This is a genomic window from Acinetobacter sp. ABJ_C5_2, from assembly GCF_044538485.1.
Lineage (GTDB): Bacteria > Pseudomonadota > Gammaproteobacteria > Pseudomonadales > Moraxellaceae > Acinetobacter > Acinetobacter nosocomialis_A.
In genome coordinates this window covers 42,785-61,321 of sequence record NZ_JBIUCS010000017.1, presented here as the reverse complement: position 1 = coordinate 61,321, position 18,537 = coordinate 42,785, and the positions used below count along the sequence as shown (strand labels likewise).

Annotated in this window: 20 protein-coding genes and 1 pseudogene; 7 read left to right on the top strand and 14 right to left on the bottom strand. The window is 40.1% G+C overall.

The features are described from left to right. Positions 1-323 precede the first annotated feature (323 nt). The 5 genes and pseudogenes from ACH8JV_RS13655 to def form a co-directional block, all read right to left on the bottom strand. A pseudogene (locus ACH8JV_RS13655) lies at positions 324-470 on the bottom strand (TetR/AcrR family transcriptional regulator); the annotation flags it as partial. 147 nt (positions 471-617) lie between these two features. Next, positions 618-830: a hypothetical protein gene (locus ACH8JV_RS13650; RefSeq protein ID WP_174741075.1), complete on the bottom strand. Its 213-nt coding sequence runs from the start codon at positions 828-830 to the stop codon at positions 618-620. A 53-nt stretch (positions 831-883) separates the two neighbouring features. Beyond that, entirely contained in the window at positions 884-2,971 is a 2,088-nt protein-coding gene (locus ACH8JV_RS13645) for a TonB-dependent copper receptor (protein WP_396521802.1), read from the bottom strand. Between the two features lie 73 nt (positions 2,972-3,044). Continuing rightward, the gene (locus tag ACH8JV_RS13640) at positions 3,045-3,473 is read right to left on the bottom strand and encodes a DUF2946 family protein (RefSeq protein WP_039252946.1); all 429 of its coding nucleotides are present in this window, start codon (positions 3,471-3,473) and stop codon (positions 3,045-3,047) included. Between the two features lie 34 nt (positions 3,474-3,507). Beyond that, on the bottom strand, positions 3,508-4,038 hold the full coding sequence (gene def / locus ACH8JV_RS13635) for a peptide deformylase (RefSeq protein ID WP_004705924.1): 531 nt from the start codon (positions 4,036-4,038) through the stop codon (positions 3,508-3,510). A 122-nt stretch (positions 4,039-4,160) separates the two neighbouring features. Between def and ACH8JV_RS13630 the strand changes: the two genes are divergently transcribed. The 3 genes from ACH8JV_RS13630 to ACH8JV_RS13620 are packed head-to-tail and all read left to right on the top strand — an operon-like array spanning position 4,161 to position 7,087. Then, positions 4,161-5,315: a LysM peptidoglycan-binding domain-containing protein gene (locus ACH8JV_RS13630; protein WP_311087049.1), complete on the top strand. Its 1,155-nt coding sequence runs from the start codon at positions 4,161-4,163 to the stop codon at positions 5,313-5,315. A gap of 21 nt (positions 5,316-5,336) precedes the next feature. Then, a complete protein-coding gene (gene dprA / locus ACH8JV_RS13625; protein WP_311087048.1) occupies positions 5,337-6,467 on the top strand; it encodes a DNA-processing protein DprA in 1,131 nt (376 codons plus the stop codon). A gap of 50 nt (positions 6,468-6,517) precedes the next feature. Next, entirely contained in the window at positions 6,518-7,087 is a 570-nt protein-coding gene (locus tag ACH8JV_RS13620; protein WP_019458003.1) for an L-threonylcarbamoyladenylate synthase, read from the top strand. 390 nt (positions 7,088-7,477) lie between these two features. On the opposite strand, the gene ACH8JV_RS13615 is transcribed toward ACH8JV_RS13620, so the two are convergent. Further along, positions 7,478-8,398: a DMT family transporter gene (locus tag ACH8JV_RS13615; RefSeq protein ID WP_396521799.1), complete on the bottom strand. Its 921-nt coding sequence runs from the start codon at positions 8,396-8,398 to the stop codon at positions 7,478-7,480. 105 nt (positions 8,399-8,503) lie between these two features. Further along, positions 8,504-9,157 carry a TetR/AcrR family transcriptional regulator gene (locus tag ACH8JV_RS13610; protein ID WP_079744781.1) on the bottom strand — a complete coding sequence of 218 codons (654 nt, stop codon included), beginning with the start codon at positions 9,155-9,157 and terminating at the stop codon, positions 8,504-8,506. A 135-nt stretch (positions 9,158-9,292) separates the two neighbouring features. On the opposite strand from ACH8JV_RS13610, the gene ACH8JV_RS13605 reads away from it, so the two are divergent. From ACH8JV_RS13605 to ACH8JV_RS13590, 4 genes are all read left to right on the top strand, one after another. After that, positions 9,293-10,507 carry an MFS transporter gene (locus ACH8JV_RS13605; RefSeq protein WP_396521797.1) on the top strand — a complete coding sequence of 405 codons (1,215 nt, stop codon included), beginning with the start codon at positions 9,293-9,295 and terminating at the stop codon, positions 10,505-10,507. A 21-nt stretch (positions 10,508-10,528) separates the two neighbouring features. After that, a complete protein-coding gene (locus tag ACH8JV_RS13600; protein ID WP_311070393.1) occupies positions 10,529-11,293 on the top strand; it encodes an AraC family transcriptional regulator in 765 nt (254 codons plus the stop codon). A gap of 121 nt (positions 11,294-11,414) precedes the next feature. Beyond that, on the top strand, positions 11,415-11,960 hold the full coding sequence (locus tag ACH8JV_RS13595; RefSeq protein ID WP_263612703.1) for a glutathione peroxidase: 546 nt from the start codon (positions 11,415-11,417) through the stop codon (positions 11,958-11,960). 145 nt (positions 11,961-12,105) lie between these two features. After that, positions 12,106-12,705 carry a hypothetical protein gene (locus ACH8JV_RS13590; RefSeq protein WP_396521795.1) on the top strand — a complete coding sequence of 200 codons (600 nt, stop codon included), beginning with the start codon at positions 12,106-12,108 and terminating at the stop codon, positions 12,703-12,705. A gap of 62 nt (positions 12,706-12,767) precedes the next feature. Here ACH8JV_RS13590 and ACH8JV_RS13585 read toward each other — a convergent pair whose 3' ends face one another. The 7 genes from ACH8JV_RS13585 to atpE form a co-directional block, all read right to left on the bottom strand. Beyond that, entirely contained in the window at positions 12,768-13,187 is a 420-nt protein-coding gene (locus tag ACH8JV_RS13585; RefSeq protein ID WP_002054176.1) for a F0F1 ATP synthase subunit epsilon, read from the bottom strand. Between the two features lie 17 nt (positions 13,188-13,204). Then, positions 13,205-14,599: a F0F1 ATP synthase subunit beta gene (gene atpD, locus ACH8JV_RS13580; RefSeq protein ID WP_004705936.1), complete on the bottom strand. Its 1,395-nt coding sequence runs from the start codon at positions 14,597-14,599 to the stop codon at positions 13,205-13,207. 30 nt (positions 14,600-14,629) lie between these two features. Further along, complete coding sequence (atpG, locus tag ACH8JV_RS13575) at positions 14,630-15,499, bottom strand: F0F1 ATP synthase subunit gamma (protein ID WP_002114131.1); 870 nt, start codon at positions 15,497-15,499, stop codon at positions 14,630-14,632. Positions 15,500-15,576: 77 nt separating this feature from the next. Then, a complete protein-coding gene (gene atpA, locus ACH8JV_RS13570) occupies positions 15,577-17,121 on the bottom strand; it encodes a F0F1 ATP synthase subunit alpha (RefSeq protein ID WP_004705937.1) in 1,545 nt (514 codons plus the stop codon). A gap of 46 nt (positions 17,122-17,167) precedes the next feature. Beyond that, positions 17,168-17,704 (bottom strand): F0F1 ATP synthase subunit delta, encoded by a 537-nt coding sequence (locus ACH8JV_RS13565; RefSeq protein ID WP_311070385.1) that lies wholly within the window; start codon positions 17,702-17,704, stop codon positions 17,168-17,170. A 12-nt stretch (positions 17,705-17,716) separates the two neighbouring features. Beyond that, positions 17,717-18,187, bottom strand: coding sequence for a F0F1 ATP synthase subunit B (locus tag ACH8JV_RS13560; RefSeq protein WP_002054137.1), 471 nt, complete (start codon positions 18,185-18,187; stop codon positions 17,717-17,719). A gap of 38 nt (positions 18,188-18,225) precedes the next feature. Then, a complete protein-coding gene (gene atpE, locus ACH8JV_RS13555) occupies positions 18,226-18,471 on the bottom strand; it encodes a F0F1 ATP synthase subunit C (RefSeq protein ID WP_000424060.1) in 246 nt (81 codons plus the stop codon). Positions 18,472-18,537: the final 66 nt, after the last annotated feature.

Here is an 18,537-nt window from a genome sequence, read left to right as displayed (position 1 = left end):
TGATCTTCTTCCTGGTTCGTCACCAGCAAGCTAGGTCGGCTATATTACTCTTAATCTCTTAAAAGTCAACAGGTAATTTCGATATTTTTAAAACTTATTCTCAAAACCAACTTAACATCAAATTCATCACTTAAAGCAACCAACTTAATCTCAAGTAACTGTTTTTCAACAAGTTTCCATCTGCATCACCGCCGATGGATGTGCATTATAGAGGATTAAGAACCCTTTGCAAGCGAAAATTAGAAACTTATGACTTGAGCGTTCAATTTTAAATCAACAATCAAGTTAAGATGTTGTTTTATAATGATAATTATTTTAATTATTTATTTTTGACTTAAATAAGCCAGTATCATGTTCGATAATTCGCGTTTAAGTTGTTGTTCTGATATAAGAAAATTGTTCTGACTCACATATCGCATCATCGTAAAAAGCATATTATTCATACTTACAAAGGATTTATGCTGTACTTTTCGAAGACCTATGCTCTATCCGCAATAGGCTTTATCAGAATCGAAATAAGGCAAAAATCTTAGCGAGAATACATCAATAATTTTTAAAACCTAAAAATAAAAAAGGAAGCCTGTTAACCAAACTTCCTTTTCCAAATTTTAAAGAACTTATTGAGCTGATGAACTGTGCATGTGCATTTCAGCTTGATTCATTTGCTCATGTGTCTCCATCATCTGCTTATTTTTTTGACTAGGCATATAGTCAGGCTCATTGTTGATTGCCCAGTAAAAAATGATCATAAATAGTAAAGCCAAGATAGAAGCCACAATAAGTAACTTCCATCCCCACCAAGATTGTTCAGGCGATAATTTATTTGTCATTTCATTTCTCTCTTTAAATTAATTCTTTCAGTTCATTTAATTCGTTAAGCTGATTAAAATTTCATGCTCATACGAACCCAGTAATTTCTTCCGATATTATTGAACTGTTCCTCACTCGCAAATCCAAAGCCTGCACTTCCCGCTTTATTTAAGTGTTCGGTGTAGGTTTTATCTAATACGTTGTCAATGCCAACAGATACATCAATATCTTTACGAAGGTTGTAACTTCCGTTTAAAGAAAGGGTTGAAAAACCTTTACTTGGTTTTAGGTCATATCCCACGATATTACCTTGATGTAGACTCACACGGTTTTGCTCAGCAACAGCACGCCACAACAGACCTAAATTATATTTGTCAGCTACATAGCGAATATTTAAGCGGCCTTCTAAAGGTGAAATTTGAGGTAGTGGTTTATCATCTGTGGTGTTTTTACCCCACGCATACATAGCACTCAAATCTGCCTGAATATGATCGGTAAATTGATATCCAATACCCGCTTCTGCACCAGCAATCGTTGCGTCGACATTTTTTGCACCCGCAGTAATATCATGACTCATATCATGCCCATCCATCCCCATACTTGGATGATGGTGGTAGCTCATTAAAATGTAGTCATCTACTAAGCCTGCATAAGCAGAAGCCCATGTATTTAAAGCGCCATGTTGTTGCTGGAAGCCCATATCCAACTGTAATGTTTTCTCAGGATTTACACCGTTAAACGTATTGGTTGAGCCAGCATTACCGTGTTTAGGTGAGAAAAGCTCCCAATAATCCGGCATACGCTCTACATAACCTAAACCGATATAGCTTTTTAGGTCATGCTCAGGATGTTGATTTTCCCAGCGTACAAATGCACTCGGTAAAGTCTTTTCAAGTTTAGTATTAAAGCCTTTTGACTGAGAATCGGTACGTTCATCTTCAACTGTGACTCGATCTAAACGCACACCTGTAACCAATTTGTTGAGATCGTTCCATTGATAGCCAAGTTCACCAAAAGCTCCGTATGATTGAAAGATCATATCCGTTACGCGAGGCTGGTTGAGGTAGTTACTCCCCATACTACTGCGTGAGCTGTGTTTATTATTTTGAGTATCTACACCCGATATAAAGCTCCATTGATTCCACTCATTAGTCATCGCTAAACGTGCGTTCAATGTACGGCGTGCAACATTTGATGCCATTGGCATGGACATACCATCTTGTGGATTAAATTCACGCAAGCTGAAATTATCCATGACGTGGTCGTTATAGCTGTAGTTCACCTGCCCTTCGATTTTCTTAATGACATCAGTGATATTTTTCTTTTCGAACCGCAGACCTAAACTTTCTCGCGCAAATTGAGATCCGTCCATTGAACGTCCAGCATAAAGCGATTCACCATCAGATTTTCCACCTGTGAGTTCAATCCATGTGTCTTCATCTGGAGTAAAGCCAAGCGCGACATCAGCATTCCACTTCTTCCATGCTGAAGGTACGGTATTGCCGTCACCGTCTTGATAACTATTAGACTCTGAACGGTTGGCATTTAAACGAATATATTTTTTTTCATCGCCAATTGCCGCTTCAACATTATGGTCAATACGTCCATATGAACCTAGCAAAACACTTGCTTGCCCACGATAAGGTTTTTCAGAGGTAAGTTTCTCAGGTTGACGTTCAAAAAGGACTGTTGCTGCCGAACCTGTATTGGCATATTGAACAGTTTGCGGACCTTTAATGACAGAAATACGGTCATAACTTTCTGGAGAAATATAAGAAGTTGGAGCATCCATACGGTTTGGACATGCACCTAAGTTCTCTGTGCCATCCGTTAGAATTTTGATGCGTGAACCAAACATGCCCCGGAATGTCACATCACCATTGGTTCCACCGCTTTGTATCGAGTTAAAACCCATAATACTTTGTAGATAATCTGCCCCATCTGTAGCAGGTACTGGCTGAATTGGCTGTTTCGGGTCTGCATGTACAATCAAGCCATTTGCATCATTACCTTGTTGTGCTGTAACAACAATAGGTGCTAATGAATGAAGTGTTTTGGTATCAGCATCATTTTTTTCGGAATTAGCAAAAACCAGACCCGAATAAGAGACAGCAAGCATCGCAACCCATAAAGGTTGTAGTAAAAATTTAGAATGTGGCATTTTTTATACGCTCTAAAACATAAATAAAGTGATATTGAAGTCAATCAAGACCCCAACAAAAAATTGCTTTTATTTATGCAAATAGAGGCGGTGCTCGCCCTTGCGGGAGTAAGAAGAGTCGCTGTAGCGCAAAATAAACATGTCGAAATGCTTGTTGATAGGCGACTAAGCGAACTTGTATACGAACGAGTACCTCTTTTACGCCAAATTCAGGTGGTAAAACGAGATTGGCATAGACGGTACAATATTGGCACTGGTGATTTGCATCATGGTGGTCATGATGTTCAGGTACTTGTGCCTGTTCGATATGGTGTTCGTGATGTGAATGATGCATGGCATGTGACATGGTTTCCGTCTGTGCCTTGGGTTTAAGCAAAGCACGGGTAATAGTTTCACAGACCGGAGCAATTTGATATTGCTTCGGTAATAGCGGCTGTAAAAATACCGCAATCTGTAAAAACACTGCTGCACATGCGAGCAACAGACCACTACGAAAAACCAAAAATCACATCCACACTATAATGTTTGAAAAACTTTTAACGTTTTACCGCAACTTTTTCACGCTCGCGTTGACGAACAATCTTTTCGACTTTTTCGCGTGCACGCTGACGTTTAAGTGGCGACAAATAATCCACAAACAATTTGCCTTTTAAGTGATCCATTTCATGTTGGATACAAACAGCGAGAAGTCCGTCAGCTTCTATCTCAAATGCTTGACCTTCAAGGTTAATTGCCTCGATTTTCACACGTGACGGGCGGTCAACTTTGTCGTATATTTGTGGCACTGATAGACAGCCTTCTTCGTACGGCTGCGTCTCTTCAGTCAGTGGAGTTATTTTGGGGTTAATGAAAACCAAAGGTTCATCTTTAGATTCAGACAAATCTATGACGATAAGCTGAATATGACGATCGACCTGAGAAGCTGCTAAACCAATACCTGGTGCCGCATACATGGTTTCAAGCATATCTGCTGCAAGTTGACGAATTTCATCAGTAACTTCTTCAACAGGCTTAGCAATGGTACGAAGACGGGGATCAGGAAAACTTAAAATAGGTAATAAGGCCATACTGACGTCCTCACTTATGCCATTGATTGAAAAACCAAATGAAGGAAATACTTCATCGAAAAATTGTGTGTTAGCCGCCTATTATAACGCATCTGCACGCATAATTTTTAGGAATTATCATAATGAAAAAGGTTTTTGACGGCATGGTTCAATTTCATGCTTTGGGGATAAAAAAGCATTTACTTGCTTTAGCACTCTGTACAGGAGTTGCACTTGGTACGGTAGCGGAGGTTCATGCTGCCAGCCCAAACCATAATCCACCTTCTCTTAAAAGCAATGCACCCAATGTGTACATTGTAAAACGCGGGGATACACTATGGGATATTTCGGGACATTTTCTAAATAAACCATGGCGCTGGCCTGAAATCTGGGCAAGTAATCAACATGTAAAAAATCCGCACTGGATCTATCCGGGTGACCGATTACTATTATGTAGCCTAGATGGACGCCCCCTAGTCGGGAAAGACGAAGGCGACGGCTGTGTCGGTATTATCCGCCGCTACACAGGTCAAACCACAAACCTGCAGCCACAAGTTCGCGTCGAAGCATTAAATAATAGTGTTCCTGTTATTCCACTTGAACATATTAAGCAGTGGTTAGAGAACAGTACTATTCTACCAGCTGACTCAATTAGCAACACACCTTATGTTGTTGGTACAGCTGATCAACGTGTACTTGCAGGAAAAGGTCAAACTATTTATGCACGAGGACAAGGCTTAGTTCATGGTCAACGCTATGCAGTTTATCGCGAAGGTGAACCTTACTATTTCACGGACAGTAAAGGTAAAAAGCATAGTTTAGGCATAGAGCTGTCACAGGTTGCTTCGGGTGTTGCAATGTCTACTGAAAAAGACATCACTACATTAGAACTTACAGATAGCTATGATGGTGAAGTACGTCGTGGCGATCGTGTTATGCCTGAAGAACAAGCTAATTTACCAACATTGTTTTACCCCGTAGATGCAAAACAAGTGACTGACGGCGGCAAAATCATTCGTGTCATGGGTTCAATTGGTAGAGCTGCAAAAAATAGTGTCGTGACGTTGGACCGTGGTACAGCGCAAGGTGTTCAGGTAGGTCAAGTTTTTGACATTGACCAACAAGGCGAGACGATTCGCGATCCTAAAACCAAAGAGGCGATTCAACTTCCTGGTCAACAGATTGGTAGTCTGATGGTTTTTAGAACTTTTGATCAGCTTAGCTATGCTTATGTCCTAGAAAGCGATTTGCCTATTAAAGTCGGTTCAAGCATTCAGCCACCTCGCTTTAACGATTAATGCTGGATGTAACCTTTTACAATGCTCACCCAACTTACTTCACACCATTACCACACGCTTAAAGTGTGGTATTTGGTGCAGCACTCATTAGTCAGTTTTAAAAAAATTATTGATTATTTTGGAAACTGTGAAAAAGCAACTCAACCTCATGGATTAGCAGAATGGCCCTCTCTTGGGCTACATGCTAATCATTTAAAACGCGTAGCTGAGTTTCAAACCGCTCAAGGTCAAGCTCAGTTCGAACAGCTTGTACAACAAGTTCATCAGCATACTGATTTTATTTTGACGCCAGATGATTCTGGCTACCCTACTCAATTACTTCCTTATACAGATCATCCACCTATTATTTTCGGGAAAGGCCAAGCTCAAGCTTTATTGCAACCGCAAATCGCGATTGTCGGTAGCAGAAAACCAAGCCCACATGGTCGTCAGGTAGCTTATGATTTTGCCTATTACTTAAGTGAAAAGGGCTTTTTTATTAGTAGTGGTCTGGCTTATGGCATTGATGAAGCAGCCCACCAAGGTGCATCCGCCCATCAACGTACAATCGCAGTCACTGGTACGGGCTTAGATAGTACTTATCCAGCTCAAAATAAAAAACTGGCAGAACATATTTTGGCTCAGAACGGCGCCATTATTACTGAGTTTTTACCGGGGACACCGCCCTTACAGCAACATTTCCCACGTAGAAACCGAATTGTTAGCGGTCTGAGTTTAGGCGTATTAGTTGTGGAAGCGACTTTAAAAAGTGGCTCACTCATCACGGCCAATAAAGCTGCTGAACAAGGCAAAACCGTATTTGCCATTCCGGGCCATATTTATAGTGAGTTTCATCAAGGATGCCATCAACTTATTCGTGAAGGTGCAATTTTAGTCGACCATCCTGAACAAATTATTGAAGATCTTGCATTGCCAACTCAATGGCAAAGTCAGCAACAAAGTCAAACTGAAGAAGTTAATGTAAATACCCCAGAAATTCCTGAGCATTTAATTGACCTTTATCAGTCTTTAGACTGGGTAGGCCAGAATATTGACCAACTTGTTATTCATCATAATGTTGCAGTTTCTGAACTGACCTCTTCACTGATGGAACTAGAACTACTCGGTTTATGTATGCAACAATCAGGGCTGTATTTACGTTGTCGTTCTTAGTATTAGGGCGCACAATAACGATTCTGTTTGATTGAAAGGAAAGTATTACCATGATTACGACCTCAGTGACCGAAGCAGCCGAATGTTTACAACAAGGTCAAGTTTTGGCATATCCAACTGAGGCAGTCTGGGGATTAGGCTGTGATCCATTTAATGAACAAGCTTTTCAAAAAATTCTTGAATTGAAGCAGCGCCCTATTGAAAAGGGCGTCATTTTATTAGCTGGACACATTAGTCAAGTCGAGCATTTACTGACTTCATTACCGCAAACGACTCAACAAGAAATTATTGATTGCTGGTCTAACCATCAACCATCAGAAAGAGCCACGACCTGGCTATTGCCAGCCGATCAACATATTCCTTCATGGATTAAGGGCGAACACCCGCTTGTTGCTGTACGAGTAACAACACATCCGTTATGTGTGGCATTGTGCAACGCTTTTCATGGTTTTATTGTGTCGACGAGTGCCAATCCTAGTGGACAAGAGCCTGCTCATTCATTACAAGATGCCTGCCAATACTTTGGTTCACAATTAAACTATCTTAATGGTGACTTAGGGCAAAGTCAGCAACCAAGTCGAATCATTAATGCCTTAACGGGTGAAGTCATTCGTCCGTAATTTTAGACAAAAAAAAGCTCAGTTATATAGGGATAACTGAGCATAAAAAAGGATGGGTATATACCACATCCAGAGGGTTTGGATATCTCTGGAACGAAAGAAAAGTTGCTTAAAATAGCGTCTTTCGTAGTGGTCGCTATTATGTGGTAAGAGGCTAGATGAGAGAAATATATTATTTCTCTAAAAAAAGCATGAAAAGTGTAGGGAATTTAGCTTTTTTCGCTTATAAGTTAAAATTATATTAATATTTTTACTCGTCTTTTTTAATATTTATATTTCAACTTGTTTTTATAATCTATTTATAAATCATATAGAAAAACTTTAACTAAGAAAAATATGGCATATTTTCATCAGTTTTTTTCAAAATATGCCATAGTTTTTTCAACGACTTTAGTTTTGCTCTGACAATAGATCCGATTTTTTAGAATTAACCTTCTTTTGAGCCATAATAATACCTACCAGAATCATAATTCCGCCGAAGGTATGATAGATCGTCCATTGCTCAGATAACCAAACGCTTGCTATAACTGCTGTAAAGACAGGGACCAAGTTCATAAATATACTTGTTCTATTTGGCCCAAGTTGTTGTACTGCTAACATCCAAACTAACGGCGCAATTAAAGACGCAAATACACCTGCATAAATTGCACTTGGCGCATTTTGTGCATTTAAGCCATCAAGACCAAACCAGAAAATCAAAGGAAGATGGAACAATACAGAAAGACCAATCTGAACGTATAAGCTTGTCATGATTGGAAGTGGAAGCTGCCATTTTTTAAGGAAAACCCCATAAAATGCATAGAAGAACACAGCAATAATCATGAGTGCATCACCAAGATGACCGCCAGCACTTAACAACTGGTTAATGTCGCCCTGACACATGACATAGAGCAAACCTGCAAAAGACAAAATACTGCCAAAGACTGCAAATCGATTAGGCACATCTTTTAAAATGGCAAGCGAAACAAAAATAGTGAAGATCGGAATAAAGGCATTAACAATACCCATATTGGTCGCACTGGTATAATGAGCCGCTGTATAAGCAAGACCTTGATAAAGTACCATCCCAAATGCACTCAATACTGCAAGCTTAGGCAAATACATTTTTACCAGCTGTCGTTGTCTCCAAACTGGTAAAAGCATAAATGGAGTCAAAATAATAAAGGCGATTAACCACCGATAAAAACTAATGCTGACTGGAGAAATATAATCCGAGACATAGCGGGTGACTACAATATTTAAAGACCAAATCAGTACTGCCAGAATGGGAAAAATAAATGCCCATTTGTGATATTTCATGACCTGACTCATAGTAATACACCATCTACAAAAGAGATTTTATTCTGAAGAATGTCTTAATAAATTGAAATATCGTATTTCCGACATTGATATTGAACTTAGGACATCATTAATTTTTTAAAATAATGCCCAAGCTTTCATGGCATGTTCTACCACTTTATGTAGTTGCTCAGTACTCGCGCCATCTCTCGCCTGAATAGTCAACCCTTGAATAACGGTGGCATAAAAATCAGTCATTTCTTGTAGAGGCGCATTAGCAGATAAGTCGCCCTGCTCTACGCCCTGTTCTAGACGTTTTAATAATTTTTCTTTGGTCTTTATACGTTTATCTAATAAATTTTGCTGTACATCTTGAGTTGCATCAGAGCAATTCATAGCAGCAACGACCAACATGCAACCAGCTGGTTTATTGGGTTGAACCAGTCGTTTCACATTGTCATAAAGATATAACTCAAAAGCAATTTTTGCAGTTTTTGCTTCTAAAAAGATTGTTTCAATAGGACATGCTTCATGAGCTAAGTAGTAATCAATACTTTTATAAAACAAGCCTGCCTTATCACCAAAAGTACTGTATAAACTTGGTGCTGTAATTTCTAAAGCCTGCGTCAAGTCACTAATAGACGTTGCTTCATAGCCATGTTCCCAAAAAAGTAACATTGCTTTTTCTAACACTTGTTGCTCATCAAAGCATTTAGGGCGTCCACGCTTCTTTTTTAGCGTGTCTTCGTTAACAGCAAGATCTGTTTCATGCCTATTTGTCATAAAGATCACATCTATTTTTATAACAATCGTTATTAAATTAATTGACGTTCGATTTTTTATCAACTATTTTATTTTCATAATGATCGTTAGTTAATTAAAAAATTGCCTTTCTTCACTCCAAATTTAGCCAAGTAAGGATTTATTATGGACCAATCTACTACCTCTAAACCGCGACCCACGACCTCCACTCAAGGGAGCTGGTTTGCCATTTTGGCCGTTGCCATTGCAGCATTTGCATTAGTAACAAGTGAATTTTTACCTGTTGGTGTTTTAAATAGCGTTGCAGCTGATTTACATATTTCTGTGGGTACAGCTGGTCTTATTATTACCGTACCCGGCATTATGGCAGCGATTGCGGCCCCACTATTACCTGTTTCAGTAAAACAACTTGACCGTCGTTATGTTCTTATTTTACTGACCGCAATTATGGTGATTGCCAATACCATTACTGCTTTTGCAGAAAATTTCCATGTTTTATTACTGAGCCGCTTAATTTTAGGCATCTCAATTGGCGGTTTCTGGGCTACAGCTATTGCTTTAAGTGGCAAGCTCGCACCTGCACATTTACCTATTGCTAAAGCAACTGCCGTAGTCATGGCTGGTGTAACTTTTGCGACTGTATTAGGTGTCCCAATTGGAACTTGGCTAAGTGAGTTTTATGGGTGGCGTAGTGCATTTGGAATTACAGCTACGATCGGTCTTGTTGTACTCGTACTTCAGCTGATTTTCTTACCTAAACTTATACCAGACTCAGCAATTCACATAAGAGATTTGCCAGCACTATTACGCACTCCTAAGGCACGCAGTGGCATGCTGATTGTCTTATTAATTGGTCTTGCTCACTTCTGTGCTTATAGTTATTTAGCACCTTTCTTTAAGAATATTGCAGGATTCAACGGTACCACTATTAGTTCATTATTATTGCTTTACGGAATTGCTGGTATTTTTGGAAACGCATTTGCAGGATATAGCGGCAACTTAAATGTCCGTTACACTCTAGCCTTCGTTGGAACATGTTTTGCAATCGTGTTTTTCGGCTTTCCTATCTTTGCTATTCATGAATTTGGTGCCATCGTTTTGACTGCACTATGGGGCTTTGCATTCGGTGCCTTTCCTACCTCTGCCAATATATGGATGTTTGTACACGCACCTCATGCAGTGGAAAAAGGCATGCCGCTCTTTGTTGGTATGTTCCAAGTCATGATTGCTACAGGCTCATTATTAGGTGGTTATGTAGTTGATCATTTCAATGAAAATACTTTAATTTATGGTGTATTAAGCTTCGTTGCTTTAGCATTAATTAGTACATTTACCTTTGCCAAAGGTTTAAATAACCCTAAAGCGACTTGTGAAAATTAAAATATTATTCAGAGTAAATAGATGAAAAATGAGGACCAACAATTTTCCTTATTGAACAATATAGAAGTTCATGAATTTCTATATGAAAAAGAAGATATTGTTCGTCCTCATGCTTCACTTTGGGGAGATTTTAATTTCAGTTTGAATGGCATTTTGGAAATGCAAGTAGAAGAACAAATCTACTTATCTCCTCCAAGCTATGGACTTTGGATTCCACCTCAAACAGTCCATCAATCTACTCATATCGATCATGAAATTCATTATATCTGTATTCGACTACACCCTAGCCTCTGTTCTATTTTAGGTGATGCCTGTAAATGCTTTAGTATTCAGCCTTTCTTTCGAACTCTGGTTTTACAAATTTTGGAGCAGCAAAAACAAAATGGAAAACCTGAATATTTAGAACATCTTTTGCAAGTTCTATTTGATCAGTTACAACAAGCCACAGCATATTCTCATTACTTACCCCAAACACGTCATCCAGTTTTACTACCAATTTTAGAAAAACTTTCAGACCCATTATTTTTTAATCACTCTTTACAGCAATTACTTCAGAATTTTTCAGTCAGTGATCGTCATTTATTGCGTTTAAGCCAACAAGAGTTACAACTTTCTTTATCCGAATGGCGTAATAGAGCCAAAATTGTTTATGCCATTCATCAAATTCGACAAGGCATGCCTATTAAACGTTTAGCATATGATTTAGGTTATCAACACAGTTCCAGTTTTATTGAATTTTTTAAGAGATATACAGGCCAGACCCCTGTTCAAATCAGAAACAATTAGCTCATAGATTGCTTTTTCTTCTCTTTTTATTTTTTGAACACGAATATTATTGCACTCCTCAAGAATAGCAGTTAAAACAAATGCGTTACTTGATATCAATTACAATCTTCAGGAAAGACTCATGACTCAATCTGTATATCACATTCCAGTAAAAGCCATTTCAGGTGAAGCGGTTGACCTTGACCAATATAAAGGTAAGGTTTTATTAATCGTAAACACAGCATCTAAATGTGGTTTAACTCCACAATACGAAGGCTTAGAGAAACTTTATCAAGCAAAGAAAGATCAAGGTCTTGAAATTTTAGGATTCCCTGCAAACAACTTTAAAGAACAAGAACCTGGTTCGGATGAAGAAATTCAACAATTCTGTTCATTAAACTACGATGTTCATTTCCCACTTTTCTCAAAAATCTCTGTAGTAGGCGAAGATAAGCACCCACTTTATCAAGCACTGACAGCAGCTCAACCAGAACGCATTGGTGAAGGTCCTTTCCGCGAGCGTTTAGAAGGCTTAGGTATTCCAACGAACCCTGCTCCAGAAGTGTTATGGAACTTTGAGAAATTCTTAGTAAATAAAAATGGTGAAGTTGTTGCTCGTTTTGCCCCAAACTTAACAGCAGATGATGAACAAATTGTAAAAGCAGTTGAAGCAGAGTTAGCTAAATAATTTTTATAGCAATTTCATAAAAAAAGAGTGCTACAGCGCTCTTTTTTATTGTCTGGTCAAAATGTTGTTCATTTGCAACAATACCTTATTTCTACATATTTTATGCATATAGTACGCACTTGCTTTACTTGGTATGTGTATAGTTATGAAAAAAGTTTTACAAGGCGCATTTTTTCCATTTGTGATTTTTGCTTCAGGTATGTTGTTACTTGGATGCGATCAGGCACAAGACCATGCTAAGGAACAAGAGTCTGCTCAAACCAATGACCAAGTATCAGAACAAGCAGATGATTCTTCACAAGAAATCACACCTACAAAAAATAAAACTGAGTTAAAAAGCGGTAATGTTTTTTATATCGTTCGTGATGCGGCTAACTTACAGTTAAAAGCTGGCGACTATATTGAAAAGCTTAAAGACACTCAACTTGATGTTGAACAAGCCATTCAAGATGAAGATAAGCAAGAGCTCAAAACAACTGTAACGACATTAAAACAGCAGCTAAAAGGCTTAAATCAAGCATTATTGACTTTAGATATAAAAAGTCAGGAAGTTGAAAATATCCGTCAAAACCTACTACAAGCAAACCAACAAGCTTTAAGTATGCCATTATTAAATGGAAAATTAGAACAAATTGATTTCGACCAAATTGAGAAGCAGCTCAATACTATCCAAATGGATATGGTCAAACTCGCTGCACTGATTATGGCAGGAGATGAAAAATCAGATTCAAAAACTGATTCTTAATTTTCTTTTCAAGAATAAAAAAAGCCACCTTTACGGTGGCTTTTTCAATCTCGAACCGCGTCTTATTGAGCGCGGTTTTTGATTTTACGGATTGTTTCAAGCTGGCCTGAGATCTCTGAAAGAGATGCCAAAGCAGCAGCTGAGTCCAAATCACTCTTTTGGTTTGCAAGCAATTGTTCAGCATTTTTACGTGCTTCTAAAATTGCAGCTTCATCCAAATTGTCAGCACGGATTGCAGTATCTGCAAGAACCGTTACAACATGAGGTTGAACTTCTAAAACACCGCCAGATACATAGACGATTTCTTCTGTACCATTTTCCAACAGAACACGAATCGGGCCCGGTTGAAGCAAAGTTACAAGTGGAGCGTGTCCTGGCAAAATACCAAGTTCACCACCTGCACCTTTCGCGATTAACATCGTCACTGCGCCAGAGTAAATAGACTCTTTAACACTTACGACATCACATTGCATAGTCGCCATGAGATGATCTCCTTAAATTAGAGTTTCTCAGCTTTAGCAATCACTTCGTCAATACCACCAACCATATAGAACGCTTGTTCTGGGATGTGATCGTATTCACCAGCTAATAGACCTTTAAAGCCACGAATCGTTTCTTTAAGTGGTACTAATTTACCAGGAGCACCAGTAAATACTTCAGCTACGTGGAATGGTTGAGAGAAGAAACGTTGGATTTTACGCGCACGGTAAACAACCAATTTATCTTCTTCTGCCAATTCATCCATACCCAAGATTGCGATGATGTCTTTAAGCTCTTTATAGCGTTGCAATACGTTTTGTACTGCGCGCGCAATTTCATAGTGCTCTTGACCAACAACTAATGGGTCTAACTGACGTGAAGTTGAGTCAAGTGGATCGATCGCTGGATAAATACCAGAAGATGCGATGTCACGGCTCAATACTACTGTTGCATCTAAGTGAGCAAATGTAGTTGCAGGCGATGGGTCTGTTAAGTCATCGGCAGGTACGTATACTGCTTGGATCGATGTGATCGAACCAGATTTAGTAGACGTAATACGCTCTTGAAGAACACCCATTTCTTCTGCAAGTGTAGGTTGGTAACCTACCGCAGATGGCATACGACCTAACAATGCTGATACTTCAGTACCCGCAAGTGTATAACGGTAGATGTTGTCGACGAATAATAATACGTCACGACCTTTACCATTTTCGTCTTTTTGATCACGGAAGTATTCAGCCATAGTCAAACCAGTTAACGCAACGCGTAAACGGTTACCTGGTGGCTCGTTCATCTGACCGTAGACCATTGCTACTTTGTCAAGAACGTTAGAATCTTTCATTTCGTGATAGAAGTCGTTACCTTCACGAGTACGCTCACCAACACCAGCAAACACAGATAAACCTGAGTGTGCTTTTGCGATGTTGTTGATCAATTCCATCATGTTAACGGTTTTACCAACACCCGCACCACCGAATAAACCAACTTTACCACCTTTTGCGAACGGGCAAAGTAAGTCAATTACTTTAATACCAGTTTCTAAAAGGTCAGTAGAAGCTGCTTGTTCAGCATAAGAAGGCGCTTGACGGTGAATCGGCAAACGTTCTTCAGTCGCAACAGGACCTGCTTCATCGATAGGACGACCTAAAACGTCCATGATACGGCCAAGCGTAGCTGGGCCCACTGGAACAGAGATCGGTGCGTTTGTGCTAGTTACATTAAGGCCACGTTTAAGACCTTCTGTAGAACCCATTGCGATGGTACGAACAACACCATCACCAAGTTGTTGCTGAACTTCTAAAGTAGTTTCAGTACCGTCAACTTGGAGAGCGTCATAGATCTTAGGAACGCTTGTGCGCTCAAACTCGACGTCGATAACCGCGCCGATGATCTGAATGATACGACCGCTACTCATTGCTGTCTCCTCAATTCAAACTTAATAATGTTAAACGGCAGCGGCACCGCCAACGATCTCGGAAATTTCCTGAGTAATCGCGGCTTGACGCAGCTTGTTGTAAATGAGTTGTAGGTCTTTAATCAATTGTCCTGCGTTGTCTGTCGCTGCTTTCATCGCGACCATACGAGCTGACTGCTCACATGCAACGTTCTCAATCACACCTTGATAAACCATAGACTCGATATAGCGAACCAACAAACCATTTAACAATTCTTCTGCTTCTGGTTCGTAGATATAGTCCCAACCATAAGTACGGTTGAGATCATCGCCTTCTTCTGCCGGTGCTAAAGGAACAAGTTGTTCTACTTTAGGCTGCTGAGTCATTGCATTAACGAAACCATTTGATACGAGGTAGATACGATCTAATTCGCCTTTATCAAATGCATCAAGCATAACTTGCACTGAGCCAGTTAACTGTTCCAAACTCGGCGCATCGCCAAGTTGGGTAGTTGCACCAAGCACTTTACCGCCGTAATTCTTAAAAAACGAAACCGCTTTTTGACCAATTAAAGCAAATTCAACTTCAATTGACTGCTGTTGTTGTGCTTTGACATGCTGCACAACTTTCTTGAACAAGTTAATGTTCAAGCCACCTGCCAAACCACGATCTGAAGACACTACGATATAGCCAACACGCTTAACTGGGCGATCAACCATATAACGGTGTTTATATTCAGGGTTTGCTTGTACCAAGTGAGCAATTACACGGCGCATATTATCGGCATACGGACGGCCTTGAGCCATGCGCTCTTGCGCACGACGCATTTTAGAAGCAGCTACCATTTGCATCGCGCGAGTAATCTTTTGCGTGCTCTTGATACTAGCTACTTTGGCGCGAATTTCTTTTAAATTTGCCATACGCTTAACCTAGTATTCGAAAGCCCTTTCGAGCTTCCGAAGGTTGATCCGTGAACCAAACTTAACTAAAACTGAACTTAGTAAGTTTGAGTCGCTTTAAAGCTTTCAATACCTGCTTTGATTGCTGCTTCGATGTCTTTGTTGTAATCACCAGTTTCATCGATTTGTTTCATCAACGGAGCATATTCAGAACGGAAGTAAGCAATTAACGCAGCATCAAAGTCTACGATTTTCTTAACTTCTACGTCAGCCATATAGCCTTCGTTAGATGCATAAACAGAAACAGCTTGGTCAGCAATTGAGTAAGGAGCATATTGTTTTTGCTTCATTAACTCAGTTACACGTTGACCATGTTCAAGTTGCTTACGAGTTGCTTCGTCAAGGTCAGAAGCGAACTGAGCAAACGCAGCCAATTCACGGTATTGTGCTAAAGCGGTACGGATACCACCAGACAATTTTTTGATGATCTTAGTTTGAGCAGAACCACCAACACGAGATACAGAGATACCCGCGTTCACAGCAGGACGGATACCTGCGTTGAATAATGATGTTTCTAAGAAGATCTGACCGTCAGTAATCGAAATTACGTTCGTTGGTACGAATGCAGATACGTCACCTGCTTGAGTTTCAATAATTGGCAATGCAGTTAAAGAACCAGTTTGACCAGTTACTGCGCCATTAGTGAATTTCTCAACGTAGTCAGCAGATACACGAGAAGCACGTTCAAGAAGACGTGAGTGAAGATAGAATACGTCACCCGGATACGCTTCACGACCTGGTGGACGACGTAAAAGCAATGAAATTTGACGGTAAGCAACAGCTTGCTTAGACAAATCATCATAAATGATAAGAGCGTCTTCACCGCGGTCACGGAAGTATTCACCCATTGTACAGCCAGAGTACGGAGCTAAATACTGCATTGCAGCAGGATCAGCAGCCGCAGCAGCGACAACAGTTGTATACGCCATAGCGCCAGTTTCTTCTAGCTTACGTACAACGTTTGCAATTGTTGATTGTTTTTGACCAATCGCAACGTATACACATTTAATGCCAGAGTTTTTCTGAGCGATGATCGCATCGATCGCCATTGCTGTTTTACCAGTTTGACGGTCACCAATAATCAACTCACGCTGACCACGACCCACAGGAATCATGGTATCAACTGATTTATAACCAGTTTGAACAGGCTCGTCTACTGATTGACGCCAAATTACGCCTGGTGCTACTTTTTCAACAGCATCAGTTAATTTTGCATCAATTGGGCCTTTACCATCAATTGGGTTACCCAAAGCATCTACTACACGGCCAAGAAGTTCAGGACCAACTGGAACTTCTAAAACACGACCTGTACAACGAGCTTTTTGACCTTCTTGAAGGCTTAGGTAGTTACCTAAAACAACGGCACCCACTGAATCCTGTTCTAGGTTCAGTGCCATACCAAATAAGCCGCCGTCGAATTCGATCATTTCACCGTACATTGCATCAGCAAGACCGTGAATACGCACGATACCGTCGGATACCATAACAATGGTACCTTCGTTTTTAGCGGTCGCGCTGGTGTCCAGATCTCCGATACGCTGTTTAATGAGCGCACTGATCTCGGATGGATTCAGTTGTTGCATTGCGCTATTCCTCAATCTTTTATTAGTTCAGTCTTCATCATTTGCATTATGCAAGAAGACGAGTACGCATTTTTTCAAGCTTGTTAAGCGCAGAATCATCTATCACTTGATCGCCTGCACGAATAACCACACCTGCAATCAAAGCAGGATTAACTTCTACAGAAACATTAACTGCTGCCTTGAAGCGTTTTTCTAACGCATGTGCAAGCAATTGTTCCTGAACAGAAGTTAACGGAAACGCCGATTCAATCACGACATCAACCGTATTGTTATTCTGTGATTTAAGCTGTTCATATTCTGCTGCAATTTCAGGTAACAACATTAAACGATCGTTATCTGCAAGAAGTGTCAAAAAGTTAGACACTGCTTGAGATTGATCTTCACCTAAAACTTTAGCAAAAAGCTTCACTTGCTCCGCAGGAGTAAGTTCAGGGCGATTTAAATAAGCGGAAAATGCTTCGTCTTGCACCGCAGCACTGAGCACTTGTAACGCATTCGACCAATTGTCTGTTGCACCTTGCTCAGAAGCATAAGCAAATGCTGCTTTGGCATACGGACGTGCCAACGTCAAGAGTTCAGCCATAATTCGCCTCGCTTAAAGTTTAGCAGCCAGCTGAGACAGCATGGCGTTATGAGCTTCTGCATCAACTTGTTGGTTCAGGATCTTTTCTGCACCAGTCACTGCCAAGGCAGCTACTTGTTGACGTAATTCTTCGCGAGCAGAATTGATCTCTTGATCAACAACTTCTTTAGCTTGTTGACGAATACGCTCACCTTCAGCCGCAGCTTGAGTACGAGCTTCTTCGATCAATTGCGCTGCACGACGGTTCGCTTGTTCGATCAATTGAGCCGCTTGTGCTTTAGCTGCATCAAGTTCTTGCTTCACTTGCGCTTGTGCATCGGCAAGGTCAGCTTTCGCTTTTTCTGCTGCATTTAAGCCATCAGCGATTTTACGCTGACGCTCACTAATCGCATTGATTAGTGGTGGCCAAACAAACTTCATGCAGAATGCGACAAAAAACGCAAACGCAATCGCTTGACCAATCAATGTGAGGTTGATATTCATTGCAATTCCTCAAATAGTGGATTTAGGAATTAAGCTGATTAACCTACAAATGGATTAGCGAAGATGAAGAACAAGCCAATACCAACACCGATCATAGGCACAGCATCAAGAAGACCCGCGATTAAGAACATACGAGTTTGAAGTTGTGGAGCTAATTCTGGTTGACGAGCTACAGCTTCTAAAAAGCGACCACCCAAAAGACCAAAACCAATCGCAGTACCCAAAGCACCGAAAGCGATCAAGATAGCAGATGCAATTGCAACTAGACCTAAAGTGAGTTCCATGAAAAATTCCTCAGAGGTTAGGTTATTACCAAATTAAATTAAAAAAATTCAGCCCAACCATCATTT